Annotated in this window: 18 protein-coding genes; 4 read left to right on the top strand and 14 right to left on the bottom strand. The window is 68.6% G+C overall.

The features are described 5' to 3' along the window. The 14 genes from L1088_RS06245 to L1088_RS06180 form a co-directional block, all read right to left on the bottom strand. On the bottom strand, positions 1-1,287 hold the full coding sequence (locus tag L1088_RS06245; RefSeq protein WP_234554187.1) for a dihydroorotase: 1,287 nt from the start codon (positions 1,285-1,287) through the stop codon (positions 1-3). Continuing rightward, positions 1,287-2,192, bottom strand: coding sequence for an aspartate carbamoyltransferase catalytic subunit (locus L1088_RS06240; protein WP_234554186.1), 906 nt, complete (start codon positions 2,190-2,192; stop codon positions 1,287-1,289). Before L1088_RS06240 ends, L1088_RS06245 begins: the two co-directional genes overlap by 1 nt. Next, a complete protein-coding gene (pyrR, locus tag L1088_RS06235) occupies positions 2,189-2,734 on the bottom strand; it encodes a bifunctional pyr operon transcriptional regulator/uracil phosphoribosyltransferase PyrR (RefSeq protein WP_234554185.1) in 546 nt (181 codons plus the stop codon). Before pyrR ends, L1088_RS06240 begins: the two co-directional genes overlap by 4 nt. Before the next feature lie 161 nt (positions 2,735-2,895). Next, on the bottom strand, positions 2,896-3,642 hold the full coding sequence (locus L1088_RS06230) for a sulfite exporter TauE/SafE family protein (protein ID WP_234554184.1): 747 nt from the start codon (positions 3,640-3,642) through the stop codon (positions 2,896-2,898). Positions 3,643-3,647: 5 nt separating this feature from the next. Further along, positions 3,648-4,583 (bottom strand): 2-hydroxyacid dehydrogenase, encoded by a 936-nt coding sequence (locus L1088_RS06225; RefSeq protein ID WP_234554183.1) that lies wholly within the window; start codon positions 4,581-4,583, stop codon positions 3,648-3,650. After that, positions 4,580-4,972 carry a type II toxin-antitoxin system VapC family toxin gene (locus L1088_RS06220; RefSeq protein ID WP_267961091.1) on the bottom strand — a complete coding sequence of 131 codons (393 nt, stop codon included), beginning with the start codon at positions 4,970-4,972 and terminating at the stop codon, positions 4,580-4,582. Before L1088_RS06220 ends, L1088_RS06225 begins: the two co-directional genes overlap by 4 nt. Before the next feature lie 5 nt (positions 4,973-4,977). Then, entirely contained in the window at positions 4,978-5,232 is a 255-nt protein-coding gene (locus tag L1088_RS06215) for an AbrB/MazE/SpoVT family DNA-binding domain-containing protein (protein WP_038041848.1), read from the bottom strand. A 43-nt stretch (positions 5,233-5,275) separates the two neighbouring features. Continuing rightward, on the bottom strand, positions 5,276-6,586 hold the full coding sequence (locus L1088_RS06210) for a TldD/PmbA family protein (RefSeq protein ID WP_234554181.1): 1,311 nt from the start codon (positions 6,584-6,586) through the stop codon (positions 5,276-5,278). After that, positions 6,583-7,977 carry a TldD/PmbA family protein gene (locus L1088_RS06205; RefSeq protein WP_234554180.1) on the bottom strand — a complete coding sequence of 465 codons (1,395 nt, stop codon included), beginning with the start codon at positions 7,975-7,977 and terminating at the stop codon, positions 6,583-6,585. The genes L1088_RS06210 and L1088_RS06205 overlap by 4 nt, the downstream gene beginning before the upstream one ends. A gap of 31 nt (positions 7,978-8,008) precedes the next feature. After that, positions 8,009-8,917 (bottom strand): DNA polymerase III subunit delta, encoded by a 909-nt coding sequence (gene holA, locus L1088_RS06200; protein WP_234554179.1) that lies wholly within the window; start codon positions 8,915-8,917, stop codon positions 8,009-8,011. Between the two features lie 15 nt (positions 8,918-8,932). Then, positions 8,933-10,090 (bottom strand): acyl-CoA dehydrogenase family protein, encoded by a 1,158-nt coding sequence (locus L1088_RS06195; protein ID WP_234554178.1) that lies wholly within the window; start codon positions 10,088-10,090, stop codon positions 8,933-8,935. A gap of 68 nt (positions 10,091-10,158) precedes the next feature. Continuing rightward, a complete protein-coding gene (locus L1088_RS06190) occupies positions 10,159-10,368 on the bottom strand; it encodes a hypothetical protein (RefSeq protein ID WP_038045921.1) in 210 nt (69 codons plus the stop codon). A gap of 4 nt (positions 10,369-10,372) precedes the next feature. Continuing rightward, the gene (locus L1088_RS06185; protein ID WP_234554177.1) at positions 10,373-10,798 is read right to left on the bottom strand and encodes a DUF1999 family protein; all 426 of its coding nucleotides are present in this window, start codon (positions 10,796-10,798) and stop codon (positions 10,373-10,375) included. Positions 10,799-10,805: 7 nt separating this feature from the next. Further along, on the bottom strand, positions 10,806-12,140 hold the full coding sequence (locus tag L1088_RS06180) for a vWA domain-containing protein (RefSeq protein ID WP_234554176.1): 1,335 nt from the start codon (positions 12,138-12,140) through the stop codon (positions 10,806-10,808). 153 nt (positions 12,141-12,293) lie between these two features. On the opposite strand from L1088_RS06180, the gene L1088_RS06175 reads away from it, so the two are divergent. From L1088_RS06175 to secA, 4 genes are read left to right on the top strand one after another with little or no spacing between them, the layout of a single operon-like run. Beyond that, the gene (locus tag L1088_RS06175) at positions 12,294-12,581 is read left to right on the top strand and encodes a ribbon-helix-helix domain-containing protein (RefSeq protein WP_038045925.1); all 288 of its coding nucleotides are present in this window, start codon (positions 12,294-12,296) and stop codon (positions 12,579-12,581) included. Further along, on the top strand, positions 12,547-12,927 hold the full coding sequence (locus L1088_RS06170; RefSeq protein ID WP_234554175.1) for a type II toxin-antitoxin system VapC family toxin: 381 nt from the start codon (positions 12,547-12,549) through the stop codon (positions 12,925-12,927). Before L1088_RS06175 ends, L1088_RS06170 begins: the two co-directional genes overlap by 35 nt. 2 nt (positions 12,928-12,929) lie before the next feature. Next, complete coding sequence (gene tsaD, locus L1088_RS06165; RefSeq protein WP_234554174.1) at positions 12,930-13,901, top strand: tRNA (adenosine(37)-N6)-threonylcarbamoyltransferase complex transferase subunit TsaD; 972 nt, start codon at positions 12,930-12,932, stop codon at positions 13,899-13,901. Between the two features lie 38 nt (positions 13,902-13,939). Continuing rightward, the gene (secA, locus tag L1088_RS06160; protein ID WP_234554173.1) at positions 13,940-16,936 is read left to right on the top strand and encodes a preprotein translocase subunit SecA; all 2,997 of its coding nucleotides are present in this window, start codon (positions 13,940-13,942) and stop codon (positions 16,934-16,936) included. Positions 16,937-16,969: the final 33 nt, after the last annotated feature.

The raw sequence follows: 16,969 nt of genomic DNA, 5'->3' as shown, positions 1-16,969 counted from the left end.
CTATTCTAGCGCCTCGTGGACGATGCGCCCCTCCACCAGGGTGAGGACGGGCCACCCCTCGAGGACCCACCCCGCCCAGGGGGAGAACCGGGCCTTGGAGGCGAAGGCTTTGGGGTCCACGGGGCGCTCCTTGGGGTCCAGGAGGACCAGGCTGGCCTCCGCCCCCACCTCCAGGTGCAGGGGGGGAAGGCCCAGCACCTTCCGAGGCCCATCGGTGAAGAGCTCCACCAGGCGCTTCAGGGGGAAGCCACGTTTCCGGTAGAGCTCGGTGTAGAGGAGGGGGAAGGCCACCTCGAGGCTCGGGATGCCAAAGGGGGCCCTTAGGAGGTCCATCTCCTTCTCCGCCTGGGTGTGGGGGGCATGGTCGGTGGCGATGGCGTCCAGGGTGCCGTCCAAAAGCCCCTCGATGAGGGCTTCCACGTCCTCCCCTGTGCGCAGGGGCGGGGCCACCTTGAAGAGGGGGTCAAAGGAGCGTAAGGCCTCCTCGGTGAGGGTCAGGTGGTGGGGGGTGGCCTCGGCGGTGACGGGAAGACCGGCCCGCTTGGCCTCCCGCACCAGCTCCAGGGCCCGCCGGGTGGAGAGGTGTTGCACGTGCAGGTGGGGCCTGGCCTGGGCCCGGCGCAGGGCGTAACGCAGGACCTCGAGGTCCCGCGCCACTCGGGCCGCCTCCGCTTCCGGTGGGTTCCCGGGAAGGCCCAGGAGGTCGGCCAAAGGCCCGTCGTTCATCACCCCGCCCCGGCGCAGGGAGGCGTCCTCCGCGTGCACCGCCACGGGGAGGCCGAAGGCCGCAGCTCCCAAAAGGCCCGCCGCCAGCACCCCGGCGTCCTCGTTGGTGCGCCCGTCGTCGGTGAGGAGAGGGGCGCCGGCCTCCTTGAGAAGCCCCGCCTCCGTGAGGGTTTTCCCCTCCTGGCCTTGGGTGAGGGCGGCGGCGGGGTAGAGGCGGGCCAGGCCCAGGGCCTGGGCCTTCTTCCTGAGGGCCCGCACCGCCTCCGGGGTGTCCACGGGCGGATTGGTGTTGGGCATGGAGACCAGGTCCGTGTACCCACCCCGCACCGCAGCCCGAAGGCCCGTGGCCAGGTCCTCCTTCACCTCCTGCCCGGGCTCCCGCAGGTGGGCGTGGAGGTCCAAAAAGCCTGGGGCCAGGAAGCGCCCCTTCCCCTCGATGACCCTCTGGGCCTCCCCGCCCTCCAGGGAGAGGATGCGCCCTTCGCCGATGAGGACGTCCACAGGACCCCGTTCCCCCAGGGCGTCCACCAACATGACGTTCTTGATGAGGATATCTCCCATCACCTTTCCCTCCCCACCAGGAGGTGGTAGAGCACCGCCATGCGCACCGCCACCCCGTTATGTACCTGGCGGTTCACCAGGCTCCTTGCCGAGTCCGCCAGGGTTCCTTCCAGTTCCACGTCCCGGTTCATGGGGCCGGGGTGGAGGAGGGGGGCTTCCGGCTTGGCCTTCTTGAGCCGCGCTTCCGTCACCTGGTAGTGGGCGATGTAGTCCTCTAGGTTTACCAGGCCCGCCTCCATGCGCTCCTTTTGGAGCCTTAAGACCATCACCGCGTCCGCCTCCGCCAGGGCCTCATCCAGGCGGGGGGTGAGCCGCACCCCGGGGAGGCTCTGCGGCAGGAGGGCGGGGGGGCCAGCCCCCCAGACCTCCGCCCCTAGGAGGGGGAGGAGCTCGGCGTTGGAGCGGGCCACCCGGGAGTGGAGGATGTCCCCCACGATGGCGATCTTCCTCCCCTCCAGGCCCCCTAAGGCCTCGAGGAGGGTGTAGGCGTCCAGGAGGGCCTGGGTGGGGTGGGCCCGGCGGCCATCCCCCCCGTTGATGACCGCCCCCCGCACCCAGCGGGTGGCCTGGTGGGGCACCCCGGCGGCGTCGGCCCGGATCACGTAAGCGTCCACCCCCATGGCCTCGAGGGTGAGGAGGGTGTCCTTGTAGCTTTCCCCCTTCTGCAGGCTGCTGGTGGCTGCGGCGAAGGAGACCACGTCCGCGGACATGCGCCTGGCCGCCAGCTCAAAGGAGAGGCGGGTGCGGGTGGAGGGCTCGAAGAAGACCGTGGCCACGGTGAAGCCCTGCAGGGCGGGTACCCGCTTCACCGGGCGCTCCAGGACCTCGGCCATCACCCTGGCGGTGTCCAGGAGGCTTTCCACCTCGGCCCTGGTCCAGCCTTGGAAGTCCAGGAGATGCTTCATGCCGCCTCCTTCTCCCAAAGCTCCACCCGGTCCTCCCCGTCCACCTCGGCGAGCTTCACCTTCACCACCTCGTTTTTGGCGGTGGGCACGTTCTTGCCCACGAAGTCCGCCCGGATGGGAAGCTCCCGGTGCCCGCGGTCGATGAGGACTGCCAGGTAGATGCGCTTAGGGCGGCCCAGGTCCATGAGGGCGTCCAGGGCTGCCCGGGCGGTGCGGCCGGTATAGAGGACGTCGTCCACCAGGACTACCGCTTTGCCCGTGAGGTCAAAGGGGATGCGGGTCTGGCGCACCTGGGGCCGGACCCCGATCTCCGAAAGGTCGTCCCGGTAGAGGGTGATGTCCAAAATCCCCACGGGCACCTCCTTCCCCTCAAACTCCCGGATGTAGCGGGCAATGCGCTCGGCCAGGGGGATGCCCCGGGTGTGGATGCCCACCAGGACTAGGTCCTCCACCCCCTTGCCCGCCTCCACCACCTCATGGGCGATGCGGTAAAGGGCCCGGCGCATCTCCTCGGCGTTCATCAGCTCGGCCTTAAAGCGCACGGTTCACCCCCAAAAAGAAGCGGAGGCATTGGCCTCCGCCCAGCTTCTCTCCTTTGCCACTTTCCCAATCGCTCCATTTTTCCTCCCTTTCCGGCCTCGCGGGACCGGTTTAAAGGCCACCCCTACCTTACACCCCGGAGGCTGCCGGGGCAAGGCCGGGGCTACGGGCGCCTCCCCGTGGGCCGCAGGTTCCGCCAGGCAGTCCAGAGGAGGACCGCGGTGAAGACCAGGCGCAGGATGCCTTCGGGTAAGAAGTGGGCGGTTTCGCCCCCCAAGAAGGTGCCGAGGAACACGCCGGGGACCAGGCCCATGGCCAAAGTGCTTTCCACGTTGCCCAGCCGGTGGTGGGTGTAGGCCCCCACCAGGCTAGCGGGGACCATGGCCAGGAGGCTCGTGCCTTGGGCGGTGTGCTGGTCCATGCCCAGGAGGAGGACCATGGCCGGGACCATAATGGTTCCGCCCCCCACCCCCATCATCCCCGAGAGGAAACCCGTGAAGCTCCCCGTGAGGAGGAGGGTGAAGCTTTCGGCCAAGGTCCCCCGCACCAGGCCCACCGGGGCCAGGTAGGGCTTCAGGAGAAGAAGGAAGGCAACGAAGAGGAGGAAGAGGCCGAAGGCCCGCTTGAGGTCCTTTTCCGCAAGGCTGTGGGCGTAGCGGGCCCCTAGGCGGGCGGTGAGGATGGCGGTGGCTGCCAGGAGCAGGGCGGCCTCGAGGCGCAAGGAGCCTTGCAGTCCATAGGTGATGGCTCCCATGAGCCCGGTGAAGAAGACCGCCACCAGGCTGGTGCCGTGGGCCTTGTGCTGGGAAAGCCTGAGAATCCCCACCATCAGGGGGATCATCACCGTGCCTCCCCCAAGCCCCACGAGCCCCCCAAAGCCCCCACCGAGAAGGCCGATGACGAAGCTCATGGGGCTCATACTACCGGGTTTGGTGGCTCCTTACCCTCCAGGGCAAAGAGGAGGTTCTCCACCGCCATCTCGGCCATGCGCTCCCGGGTTCGCTTCCCCGCCGAGCCCATGTGGGGGGTGATGACGGCGTTGGGAAGGGCGTAAAGGGGGTGGCCCTGGGGCAGGGGCTCGGGGTCGGTGACGTCCAGGCCCGCCCCGAAGAGGTGACCCCCTAGGGCCTCTACCAGGGCTTCGGTGTCCACCAGGCCGCCCCGGGCGGTGTTGAGGAGGATGCTTCCCGGCTTCATGGCGAAAAGCCTTTCCCGGTCCATGAGCCGGTAGGTCTCGGGGGTGAGGGGGGCGTGGAGGCTCACGATGTCGGCGGTGGCCAGGAGGTCTTCCAGGGGGAGGTAGGGGTAGGGCAGGGGCTTGGGGGTGCGGCTCGTGTAGACCACCCGCATCCCAAAGGCCTCGGCCCTTTTGGCCACCGCCTGCCCGATCCGGCCCATGCCCACCAGGCCCAAGGTGAGGCCCCCTAGGTCTAAGCCCAGGAGGAGCTCGGGGTGCCAGGCCCGCCAAAGGCCCCTTCGGGCATAGTCCACCCCCTCCACCACCCGCCTGGCCACCGCGAGGAGGAGGGCCCAGGTGAGGTCGGCGGTGGCCTCGGTGAGGACCCCGGGGGTGTGGGTGACGCGGATGCCCCGGGCCTGGGCCGCCTCGAGGTCCACGTGGTCCACGCCCACGCTGTAGCAGGCGATGACCCGGAGGCCGGGGGCCCGGTCCATCACCTCGGCGTCGATGCGGTCCTCCACGGTGGGGATGAGGCCCACCGCGCCCTCCACCTTGCGGAGGAGCTCCTCCCGGGGGAGGAGGAGGCCTTCGTGGACCTCCACCTCGAGGCCTCGCTCCCTTAGCCTATCCAAGGCTTTGCCCGGCAGGGTGCGGGTGACGAAGACCTTCACGGGACCACCTCCAGCTCGGGAAAGGCCGTGCGGTAGGGCGTGGGATCAAAGGTGGCCAGCCTTAGGCCGTGGTACACGGCGTGGGCCCCGATGAGGAAGTCGGCCAGGATGCGCCGGGGAAGCCCTCCTTCCCGCCGCTTCCGGGCGTAAAGGCCAAACCGCTCCCCCGCCAGGGTCCAGACCTGGAGGGGCATCTCGGGGCGCAGGCGGATGGCGAAGGCCTGTAAAAACGCCTGCAAAAGGGGCCAGCCTTCCCCGGCCCGCAGCTCGGCGTACACCGGGGGGCTCAAGAACAGGACGTGGGAAGCGCAGGCTTCCAGAAGGCTTACCGCCTCGGGGTGGAGGGCATCCTTGGGGTCCAAGGCGGCCAGGATGACGTTGGTGTCCAGGCTGGTTATCCTTCCCTAAGGGCGCGCACGTACCCCACCGCGTCGTGCCCTGTGGCCCTTCCCAAGGCCTCGGCCTCCTTGGGGTAAGCCTGGAGGAGCGCCTGCAACAGCTCCCGCACAGGGGGGCGCACGGGGCGCAGGCGGATTTCCCCCTCCACCACCTCCACCTGAAGCTTTTCCCCAGGGCGCAAGCCCAGGGCCCGGCGCACCTCGGCGGGCAGGGTGATCTGGTACTTGGGGCTAAGGGTGACCGTGGCCATGCCTTTAGCTTAGCGTAAATCGCCAAGCGTTTTTTGCTTTGCGCTAGGTTCCGGCAAAGGAAAGCTCCGCCACCGCCACCACGGGGCTTCCGAAGGCGGCCCCCAGAACCTCCCATTCCAGCCTGTCCCCCAGGGCCTCCACCGCCTGAAGGAGTTCCAGGAGGTTTCCGCTCACCGCGAAGTTCTCCACCGCGTACCGCGCCGCTCCCTCCTCCACCCAAAGCCCCAGGGCCTGGAGGGAGAAGTCCAGGCTCACGGAGTTGGCCCCCGCGTGGAGGCCCATGAACTCGGTGATGAGCACCCCCTTCGTGAGGGCCAGGTTGCCCACGGGCTCCAGGTAGAGGTTGCTGGGGGCTACATCCAGGGTGCCCCGGTAGCGGCGGTGGGCGTGGCCGGTGTTCTCCTGGCCCAGGGCCCGGGCGGTTTCCGCGTTGTGGAGGAAGGTCTTGAACACCCCCTTCTCGATCACCACCGTGCGCCTGGCCGGGGTGCCCTCGGCGTCGAAGGGGCGGGAGAGGAGGCCCCGCTCTAGGGTGGGGTCATCCACCAGGGTTACCAGGGGGCTGGCCACCTGCTCCCCAATCCTCCCCAGGAGGCGGCTTTTGCCTTCCAAGGCGTTTTTTCCGGAAAGCGCCTGGGCGAAGACCGCCAGGAGGCCCGCCATGGCCTTGGGCTCCAGGTAGGCCCGGTAGCGGCCCGTGGGAAGGGGCCTGGCGTTCAGGAGCCTAGCCGTCCTCTCCCGGATCTCCAAGGCAGTGCGGCCGGGGTCCAGGGCGTGGAACTCCTTGGCCAGCCGGAAGTCCCAGCCCTGCTTGAGGCTTGCTCCTTCCCCCATCACCAGGCTTCCCCCCATTCCGGCGAGGCCCGTGCGGAAGGCCCCCTCGGCCCCTTGGGTGCTGGCCAGGGCCACCCGCACCTCCCGCTCCTGGTAGCCCCCCATGAGGACGCTACGGGTACGGGGGTCTTCCCGGAGGGTCCTTTCCAAGGCCAAGGCCGCCTCCTTCTTGGCCTCGAGGGGGGCGGAAAGCCCCTCCCCCAGGAGGTCGTGGCTTCCTAAGGGCCGCCCCTCCGGCAGGAAGCCTCCTTTGCCCGAGAGGAGGGCGTTGTCCCGGGCCTCAGCCAGGGCCCACTCCAGGGCGGCCTCGGAGAGCTCCTCGGTGTAGGCGTAGCCCACCTTCCCCCCGGCCACCACCCGCAGGCCGATGCCCCCCTGCCTGGCCTCCTTGATCTCCTCCAGCACGCCTTGCCGGGCCCTTAGGGAGAGCTCCCGTTCCTCCTGGAAGAGGACCTCGGCCTGGAGGCCCAGCTCCCTCGCCCGCCGCAAAAGGTAGCCCTTCGCTTCCTCCAGCGTCATGCCCTACCTCCCACCACGATCTCCGAGACCAGCACGTGGGGCTGGCCCACCTCCACGGGCACCATTCCCGAGAGGCTTCCGCACATCCCGGGGGCGTTTTCCCAGTCCTTCGCCACCGCCACCACCTTCCGGATGGTCTCCGGCCCCTTGCCCACCAGCATGGCCCCGCGCACGGGTTCTTCCAGGCGCCCGTGGCGGATGATGTACCCCTCCTGCACGGCGAAGTTGTACTCGCCCGAGCCCGGCTTCACCTGGCCGCCCCCCATCTCCTTGGCGTAGAGGCCGAACTCCACGCCGGCGATGAGGTCCTCCACCTCCCGGTCCCCTGGGGCGATGAAGGTGTTGCGCATGCGGGAGGTGGGGGCGAAGGTGTAGTCCTGGCGCCGGCCCGAGCCCGTCATGGGGTAGCCGGTGAGGAGGTGGCCCAGGCGGTCCACCATGTAGCTTTTGAGGATGCCCCTTTCGATGAGCACCGTGCGCTCCGTGGGGCGGCCCTCGTCGTCCACCTCCGTGGAGCCCCAGGCGTGGGGAAGGGTGCCGTCGTCGATGTAGGTGACCGCGGGGCTGGCCACCTCCTCCCCCAGCCGGTCCGCGAGGACGCTGGCCTTCTTGGCCACGCTGGTGGTCTCCAAGAGGTGGCCCAGGGCCTCGTGGAAGATGACCCCGCCGAAGCCGTTTCCCACCACCACGGGCAGGGTTCCGGCGGGGGCGGGCTTGGCCCGGAGGTTGGTGAGGGCCTGGCGGGCGGCCTTGGCCCCCACCTCCCCTGGCGGGTAGAGCTGGAAGAGCTCCAGGCCCACGCTCTTGCCGGGGGCGGCCACCCCGGTCTGCACCTCGGCGCCCTCCTGGGCCACCGCCAGCACGAAAAGCCGGGTGCGGACCCTTTTTTCCTCGGCCCAGGTGCCCTCCGTGTTGGCGATCAGGACTTCCTGCTCCCATTCCTGGAGGCTGGCCTCCACCTGCTTGATTTCCGGGGAGATCCGGGCCCCGGCCTCAGCCTCCAGGAGCCTTTCCAGGCGGAAGCGCTTGTCCTTCTCCGAAAGGGGCACCTTGGGGGTGTGGAGGCCCTGGGGGAGGGTTTTGCGGAAGTCCAGGCCCCCGGCCCCCCGGGCGTCCACCTGCCCCAGGGCCCCTTTGGCCCGGAGGAGGGTTTCCAGGGCCTCCAGGAGCCCTTCTTGGGTGAGGTCGTTGGTGTAGGCGTAGACCACCTCGGTGCCGAAGAAGAGCCTTATTCCTGCCCCGTAGTCCAGGCCGGAGATGGCCTCCTCCAGCTTGCCCGAGCGCACGGTCATCCGCCGCCTTTTGGAGCGTTCGGCGTAGACCTCGGCGAAGTCGGCCCCGCCCTGGAGGGCCCTCCGCAGCACGGCTTCCACCAGTTCCGGCTGTAGCATGGGGGCATTCTACCGGGGCCTGACCGCCCGGTCAATGACGGAGGGCCAGGAGGTGGAAGACCGCCCCCTCCAGGGCCAGCCAGGGGTCCTTGCCCGCCTTGGCCCGCGTTTCCGCCCCGATCAGCACCTCCAGCGCCCTACGCAACTCTCCCTGGTCCAGGCTTCGCGCCAGCTCCAGGGCCTTCCTGGCCGCGTAGGGGTGGGCCTCGAGGCGGGCGAGGTCCTCCTCCTTGGGCCTGGGGTTTTCCCTGAGGAGCATCCAGGCCCGGGCCAGGAGGCCAAACTGCCAGGCGAAGGCCCCAAGGAGCTTCAAAGGCTCTTCCCCTTCCTCCCGAAGCCGCTTCAGGCGGCGGAAGGCCTCCTTGGCGTCCCCCTCCAGCACCGCCCGCACCAGGTCAAAGCCGCTTACGGGGGGCCTCAGGGCCACCACCCTTTCCACCTTCTCCAGGGTGAGGGGCGGGGAGAGGAGGGCGAGCTTCTCCAGCTCGCGCTCCAGGGCCTCAAGATAGCCTCCCGGCTGACCGAGATCCCCCTCCAAGGAGGCCAGGTACTGGACCACCCCCGCGGGGAGCTTGAGCCCCAGGCGTTTGGCCCGGTTTTCCAGGTGCCGGAGGAGGTCCTTCCCCTTGGGGGTGGGGAAGTCCCGCCTTTCCCGGGTGCGGTAGAAGGCGGCCCGGGCGGTGGTGGGCTTAGGATCAAGGATAAGCACAGCCACCCCCTCGGGGACGTTTTCCAGAAGGGGCTTCAACGCTTTCCACTCCCCGTCGCTCACCTCCCGCAGGTCCAGCATGGCCCCTCCTCCCCCGAAAAGCCCGGGGCTTAGGGCCTCGGCCAGGACCTCCGGGGTGGGCTCCGTGAAGCGGGTGAGGCCCTGGAGCCTGGCCTCTTGCAGGAGGGCCTCCCGGGCCAAAAAGGGGTCGCCGGTGAAGGCGATGACCATGGGGGCCGCTTCCCGCTAAAGGGCGTTCAGCCCCGTGGCCTCCCGCCCCAGGACCAGGGTGTGGATGTCGTGGGTGCCCTCGTAGGTGTAGACGGTTTCCAGGTTCAGCATGTGGCGGATGGCGTGGTACTCCAGGGTGATGCCGCTGCCCCCCAGGATGTCCCGGGCCAGGCGGGCGGCTTTTAGGGCCTTCCACACGTTCTGCCGCTTGGCCAGGGAAACCTGGGCGGGCTTGAGCTGGCCTTCATCCTTGAGCCGGGCGAGCCGCCAGGCGAGGAGGAGGCCCTCGGTGTGGTCGGCCAGCATCTCCGCCAGCTTGGCCTGCACCAGCTGCTTCTTGGCGATGGGCTCGCCGAAGGTGGAGCGGCTTTTGGCGAACTCCACCGCCTCGGTGTAGACGGCCTCCAAGGCCCCCAGGACCCCCCAGGCGATGCCGAAGCGGGCCTGGGTGAGGCAGGAGAGGGGGGCTTTTAGGCCTTCCGCCTTGGGCAGGCGCAAGGATTCGGGCACCCGCACCTCCTCCAGGATGAGCTCGCTGGTGACCGAGGCCCTTAGGCTCATCTTGTGCTTCACCTCCCGGGCCTGGAAGCCCGGGGTGTCGGTGGGGACGATGAAGCCCAGAACCTGCCCCTCCTCGTCCTTGGCCCAAACGATGGCGATCTGGGCCAGGTTGCCGTTGGTGATCCACATCTTGGTGCCGTTTAGGACCCAGGTGTCCCCCTCCCGGCGGGCCTTGGTCTTCATGTTGCCGTAGGGGTCGGAGCCCCCGTCGGGCTCGGTGAGGCCGAAGCACCCCACCATCTCCCCCCGGGCCAGCTTGGGCAGGAACTCCCGCTTCTGCTCCTCGCTGCCAAAGGCGTAGATGGGGTACATGACCAAGGAGCTCTGCACGCTCACGAAGCTCCTGAGCCCCGAGTCCACCCTTTCCAGTTCGTAGGCGATGAGGCCGTAGGCGGCGCTGGAAACCCCTGCCCCCCCGTACTCCGGGGGCAGGGTGGGGCCTAGGAAGCCCAGCTCGGCGAACCTGGGGATGAGGTGGGTGGGGAAGACCCCTTCCTCCCACCACTCCCGGATATAGGGCAGGGCCTCCTTTTCCAGGAAGCGGCGGGCGGCCTTCCTAATCTCCTTCTCCTCCGGGGTGAGGAGGTCTTCTATGGCGTAGAAGTCCAGCATGGGGCACCTCGGGTACCAGTCTACCCTGCCCCAGGATCCCCACCGCGGCCTTGGACGCGGTGGGGCCTTTAGAGCATGCCCGCTAGGAAGCCCTCCTCCCGGATGGTGCGGATGAGGTCCATCACCGTGAGGGCCTGGGGGTCGTACTCCACCAGGAGCTGGGCGGGGCCGGTGGCCTGGGCGGTCTGCACCCCTTCCAGGCCCCTTAGGGCGGCCAGGATCCGCTCCATCCCCTCCGGGGTGGGTTCCCCCCGGATGCCGATCATCACGCGGTTCATGCCCCTATTCTAAGACCCCCCGGGTCTCCCCCCGCGCTCCCCGGCTTCCCAGGACCCGCACCGCCAGGACCAGGGGGCCGATGGCGAAGCCCTGGGCCCTTAGGGCCTCGGCCAGCGCCTTGCGCTCGGGGTCCAGGTGCAGGGCCACCTCGTAGACCCCGGCGTCGTAGGCGCTCTTCACCACCGCGGCCAGGAGGCCTTCCAAGGTGGCTTGGTCCTTGCCCTCGAGGCGGGTGATGAGGACCGTGGTGGCCTCCCCCTGCCACACCGCCTGGGCCAGGGCGAAGCCCAGGGGCTCCTCCCCCTCCTCGGCCAGGAAGGAGTGGCCGGTGCGAGCGAAGTGGCGCACGGCGCCAGGGCTCAAGGGGCGGCTTCCCGCCACCCGGTTCAGGAGGTCCAGGTCCAGCTCGGTAAAGGGACGGAAGCGCATGGGTCCATTATCCCTCGGGGGCGGGCTGGCCTCGGGGACGGAAGAGGAGGACCTCCAAAAGGAGCACCAGGGCCGCCAAAAGCGCCAGGAAGCGCCCGGCCCCCCCTGGGTTTCTGGGCAGGAAGCTGGCCTCCGGGGTGGGGAGGAGGGTTTCCCCGGGGGAGAGGAGGCCGCTGCGCACTTCCCGGTAAGGCTTGAGGAAGTTGTAGACCAGAAGGGGGAAGAGGGGCCGCTCCTGGACCGCCTCCAGGGGGGGCAGGTAAAGCCCTTTTTCCGTGAAGTAGAGGAGGCCTGCCCCCTCCTCCCCCTCCGCCAGGGCCTGCCAGGGGGCGGGGGGCCTGGGGGGCGGGGGGAGCTTCTCCCCCAGGAGGGCTACCCCTTCCAGGAGGGGGTGGGGGGCGGTGAGGAGGACGGGGGTGGGGGGGCCTCCGGTGGGGGCCAGGTAGAGGGTGGGGCGCTCCGGGGCTCCCTCCGGCACCCCGATCCGCACCCGCACCTCGGCCCCCGGCGCCGCCCCCAACAGGCGGAAGAGCCGTTCCAGGGCGGGGAGGGGAGGGTAGTCCACCCCCAGGCGGCGGAGGCCGAAGGCGGCCTCGTCGTCCAGGTCCAAGGCCCCTCCGTTCAGGAGGCGGGCGCTAAAGCTTGGGGGGAGGCCCTCGAGGCGGGCGAAGCCCCGGGGGGGCACCCTTACCTCCCGCACCTCCCCCGCCACCTCCACCCGGGCGGCGAGGGGGCGGCTGGCGCTATTCCCCAAGGCCAAAAACCCCTGGGCCACCGCCACGATGCCCAGGTTCTCCTGGGGGGTGCCCACCCCTATATACCCCTCCACCCCGGGAGGGGCGGGGCCGTCGGTGGCCACCACCACCGGGGCCCTGAGGAGCCTGCGGCCCAGGGCGATGGCCGCCTCCAGGTCCGCCTCCCGGTCCCCTGCCTCCATCTCCGAAAGCCTCCCCCGCAGGGCCACCCCGGGGGCGGGGCCAAAGGCCTGGGGCGTTTCCCCGGCCCGCACCAAGACCGCCTCCGGGGCCCGTTCCAGGAGGGGGAGGAGCCTCTCCTTGGCCAGGTCCAGCCGGGTCCTGGCTCCTTCCCGGGCGGCCATGCTGGCGGAGGCGTCCACCACGAAGACCATGGGGGAGGGCCCCAGGGGAGGGTCCTCGAGGGCCAGGACCATCAAGGCGGCGGCCAGGAGAAGGAGAAGAAGCCTCAGGTCCAACCGGGGCCGGAACCGCCTCCGCCTCCCCCTCTGCCAAAGCCACACGCCGGCCCAGGGGCGCACCTTGGGCCTCCTCGCTCGGTAGAGGAGGTAGACCAGGAGGAGCACCGGAAGGAGAAGCCAGAGCATTGCCCTTAGCCTAAGTACCCCGTCGCGGCTTGCGCCACGACGGGGGCCCCAAAGAGGCCACGAGCAAGCCGCTTTGGCTGATGGGGCAACCTTTGCGTGCGGATACGGAGTCCCTTCTTAAGGGTATCTGCTAGAGTAGCAGGAGGTGATACCATGCCCGGGGTGCTGGTGCACTTGAGGCTTCCGGAGGAACTGGTAAAGCGCCTGGACGAGGAGCGGAAAGGGCGTTCGCGAAGCGAGGTGGTGGCGGAGGCCCTGGAAGACTACCTCAAGCGGGTGCGGCTTCTTTCCCTGGTGGAGGAGGTGGCGGGTTCCGTGGGTTTTGAGGAGGCTCCCCACTGGGCCACGCCGGAGGATGTGGTGGGCTATGTCCGGACTTTGAGAGGGGAAGCGGAGGCCCGTTTGGATGCGTTATCTCCTGGACAGCACGGTGATCATTGACCTCTTTCGGGGCCATCCCCGGGTGGTGGCCTGGGTGCGGGGGAGTCTGGCCCAGGGGGCGACCCTATGGGTTACGCCCATTACGGTGGCGGAGGTGTTGGCGGGCGTTCCGGAGAGGGGATTGGAGGCCCAGCGCCGCTTTCTCCGGGAGCTGGGTTTTGCGCCTTTGGACTTCGCGGTCGCCGAGCGGGCCGCCAGGCTTTTTTGGGAGAGGAAGGTCCAGGGGGCTGGGCCTCCTTTAGCGGACCTATTGCAATGGGCAGCGGCGGAGGTGCACGGCCTCACCTTGGTCAGCTCTAATACCCGCCATTACCCGGGCCCGGTGCTGGATCCGAGGGAAGGATAGCCATGTGGATTTTGGGCATAGACACCTCCTGCGACGACACCGGGGTGGGCCTGGTGCGGGATGGGGAAGTGGTGGTCAACCTGGTGGCGGGCCAGGTGGCCTTGCACGAGGTCTACGGCGGGGTGGTGCCGGAGCTGGCGAGCCGCGAGCACCTGAAGGTCCTCCGCCCCCTGGCGGAAAGGGCCCTGGCCGAGGCGGGGATAGGGCCTAAGGACCTTTCCCTCATCGCCGCCACCCGGGGCCCGGGGCTCATCGGGGCCCTTTTGGTGGGCTACACCTTCGCCAAGGGCCTGGCTTGGGCCCTGGGGCGGCCCTTCAACGCGGTGCACCACCTCGAGGCCCACATCGCCGCCGCTTGGCCCGAGGGGCTAGAGCCTCCCTTCCTGGCCCTGGTGGCCTCGGGAGGGCACACCCACCTCTTTGAGGTTCGGGGCCTGGGAAAGTACCGCCTTCTGGGGGCCACCCGGGACGACGCCGCTGGGGAGGCCTTTGACAAGGTGGCGAGGCTTCTGGGCCTGGGCTTTCCTGGGGGACCCGAGATCGAGCGCCTGGCCCAGGAAGCCAGGGAGAAAGTGCCCTTCCCCGTCCCCCTCAAGGACCAGAAGGGGTACGAGTTCAGCTTCTCCGGCCTAAAGACGAAGGCGGTGCAGCTGGTGGAGGCTGGGCATCCCGCTCCAGCCTTGGCCAGGGGGTTTCAGGAGGCGGCGGTGGAGCACCTGGCCCAGGTGGTCATCCGGGCTGCCCAGGACACGGGCCACAGGGTGCTTCTGGTAGCGGGAGGTGTGGCCGCCAACCGGGCCCTGCAGGCTCGCTTCCAGGAGGCGGGGCTTACCGTGTACTTTCCTCCCAAAGGCCTTTCCCAGGACAACGGGGCCATGGTGGCCCTGGCGGCCTGGCGCCGTTACCAAGGAGGCTTTCCCCCCAGCTCCTTGTCGCTTGGGGCCACCGCCTACTGGCCCCTCGAGGAGGCCTGAAGGCTTTCTCATCCTGTAGGGGTACAATCGGCCTTAGGATGCTGGGCCTCATACGGAAGCTTTTCGACAACAATGAGCGGGAGATCGCCCGCTACTACAAGCAAGTGGTGGAGCCCACCAACCGGCTGGAGCCGGAGGTGGAGCGGATCGCCGACCTACAGGCGGCTTACGCCGAGCTAAGGGAGAAGCACGCGAGGGGTGCCAGCCTGGAAGAGCTCCTCCCCATGGCCTTTGCCCTCACCCGGGAGTCGGCCAAGCGCTACCTGGGCATGCGCCACTTCGACGTGCAGCTCATCGGCGGGGCGGTCCTCCACGAGGGTAAGATCGCCGAGATGAAGACCGGGGAGGGCAAGACCCTGGTGGCCACCTTGGCCGTGGCCCTCAACGCCCTCACCGGTAAGGGCGTGCACGTGGTCACGGTGAACGACTACCTGGCCCGGCGCGATGCGGAGTGGATGGGGCCCGTGTACCGCGGTCTTGGCCTCTCCGTGGGGGTCATCCAGCACAGCTCCACCCCCGAGGAGCGCCGCAGGGCCTACCTCTCGGACGTTACCTACGTGACCAACTCCGAGCTGGGCTTTGACTACCTCCGGGACAACATGGCCATCAGCCCGGACCAGCTGGTGCTCCGCCACGACACCCCCTTGCACTACGCCATCATCGACGAGGTGGACTCCATCCTGATCGACGAGGCCCGCACCCCCCTCATCATTTCCGGCCCGGCGGAAAAGGCCACGGACCTCTACTACAAGATGGCGGAGATTGCCAAGAAGCTGGAAAGGGGCCTTCCCCCGGAGCCTGGGGTGCGCAAGGAGCCCACAGGGGACTACACCATCGAGGAGAAGAACCGCTCCGTGCACCTCACCCTTCAGGGGATCGCCAAGGCGGAAAAGCTCCTGGGGGTGGAGGGGCTTTTCAGCCCGGAGAACATGGAGCTTGCTCACATGCTCATCCAGGCCATCCGGGCCAAGGAGCTCTACCACCGGGACCGGGACTACATCGTCCAGGATGGCCAGGTCATCATCGTGGACGAGTTCACGGGCCGCCTCATGCCGGGCCGCCGCTACGGGGAGGGCCTTCACCAAGCTATCGAGGCCAAGGAGGGGGTCAAGATCGAGCGGGAGAACCAGACCCTGGCCACCATCACCTACCAGAACTTCTTCCGCCTCTACGAGAAGCGGGCCGGGATGACCGGTACCGCCAAGACCGAGGAGAAGGAGTTCCAGGAGATCTACGGCATGGACGTGGTGGTGGTGCCCACCAACCGCCCCATGATCCGCCAGGACTTCCCCGACGTGGTCTACCGCACGGAAAAGGGGAAGTTCTACGCGGTGGTGGAGGAGATCGCCGAGAAGTACGAGCGGGGCCAGCCCGTATTGGTGGGCACCATCAGCATCGAGAAGTCGGAGAGGCTTTCCCAGATGCTCAAGGAGCCCCGCCTCTATCTGCCCCGGTTGGAGATGCGCCTGGAGCTTTTCAAGAAGGCCAGCCAGAAGCAACAGGGGGAGGAGTGGGAGCGCCTGAGGAAGCTTCTGGAAAAGCCCACCCAGCTCAAGGACGAGGACCTCGCCCCCTTTGAGGGCCTCATCCCCCCCAAGGGCAACTTGCGGGCTGCGTGGGAAGGCCTGAAGCGGGCGGTGCACACCCTGGGCATCCTGCGCCAGGGTATCCCCCACCAGGTGCTCAACGCCAAGCACCACGCCAAGGAGGCGGAGATCGTGGCCCAGGCGGGCCGGAGCAAGACCGTCACCATCGCCACCAACATGGCGGGCCGGGGCACGGACATCAAGCTGGGGGGGAACCCCGAGTACCTGGCGGCAGCCCTATTGGAGAAGGAGGGTTTTGACCGGTACGAGTGGAAGGTGGAGCTCTTCATCAAGAAGATGGTGGCAGGCCAGGAGGAGGAGGCCCGGGCCCTGGCCCAGGAGCTAGGCATAAAGGAAGAGCTCCAGGAAAAGATCCGCCAGATCCGGGAGGAGTGCAAGGCGGATGAGGAAAGGGTGCGGGCTTTGGGGGGCCTTTTCATCCTGGGCACCGAGCGGCACGAGTCCCGCCGCATCGACAACCAGCTTCGGGGCCGGGCTGGGCGCCAGGGGGACCCGGGGGGAAGCCGCTTCTACGTGAGCTTTGACGACGATCTCATGCGGCTTTTCGCCTCGGACCGGGTCATCGCCATGCTGGACCGCATGGGGTTTGACGACTCTGAGCCCATCGAACATCCCATGGTGACCCGCTCCATCGAGAGGGCGCAGAAGCGGGTGGAGGACCGCAACTTCGCCATCCGCAAGCAACTTCTCCAGTTTGACGACGTCATGGCCCGCCAGCGGGAGGTCATCTACGCCCAGCGCCGTCTGATCCTCCTGGGGAAGGACGAGGAGGTGCGGGAGGCCGCCCTGGGCATGGTGGAGGAGACCGTGGCAGGGATGGCGGAGAACTTCCTGAACCCCCAGGTGCACCCGGAGGATTGGGACCTCGAGGGCCTCAAGGCCGCCCTTCTGGACACCGCGCCCCAGCTGGCCGACTTCCCCTTTGAGGAGCTGAGGCGGCTGAAGCCCGAGGAGGGGGTGGAGCGCTTGGTGGCGGCGGCGCTGGAGGCCTACGAGGCCCGGGAGCAGGAACTTTCCCCTCCTTTGATGCGGGCGGTGGAGCGCTTTGTAATCCTCAACGTGGTGGACTCCGCCTGGAAGGAGCACCTGCACAACCTGGACGTGCTCCGCCAAGGCATCTTCCTGCGGGGCTATGGGCAGAAGGACCCCTTCCAGGAGTACAAGATCGAGGCCACCCGCCTCTTCAACGACATGGTGGGCTTCATCAAGGGGGAGGTGGCCAAGTTCCTCTTCCGCCTCAAGGTGGAGGCGGAGCCAGTCCGCCCGGTGCGGGAGGCGCCCTACGTGCCCGTTCCCCAGGCCCAGGCCGAGACCCCGCCCTTCGGGGTGGAGAGGAAGCGGCCCGCCACCCCGCCGCCCCAGCCCGGGCTTTCCCGCGCCGAGCGCCGGCGGCTAATGCGCGAGGAGAGGAAGCGCAAAAAGCAGTAGGAAAACCGGCCCAGGGCTAGCCCTGGGCCGGAA

Source organism: Thermus caliditerrae (assembly GCF_021462525.1).
Taxonomy (GTDB): domain Bacteria; phylum Deinococcota; class Deinococci; order Deinococcales; family Thermaceae; genus Thermus; species Thermus caliditerrae.
Note: the sequence above shows the minus strand (reverse complement) of the source record. Positions and strands in the feature narration are given on the sequence as shown.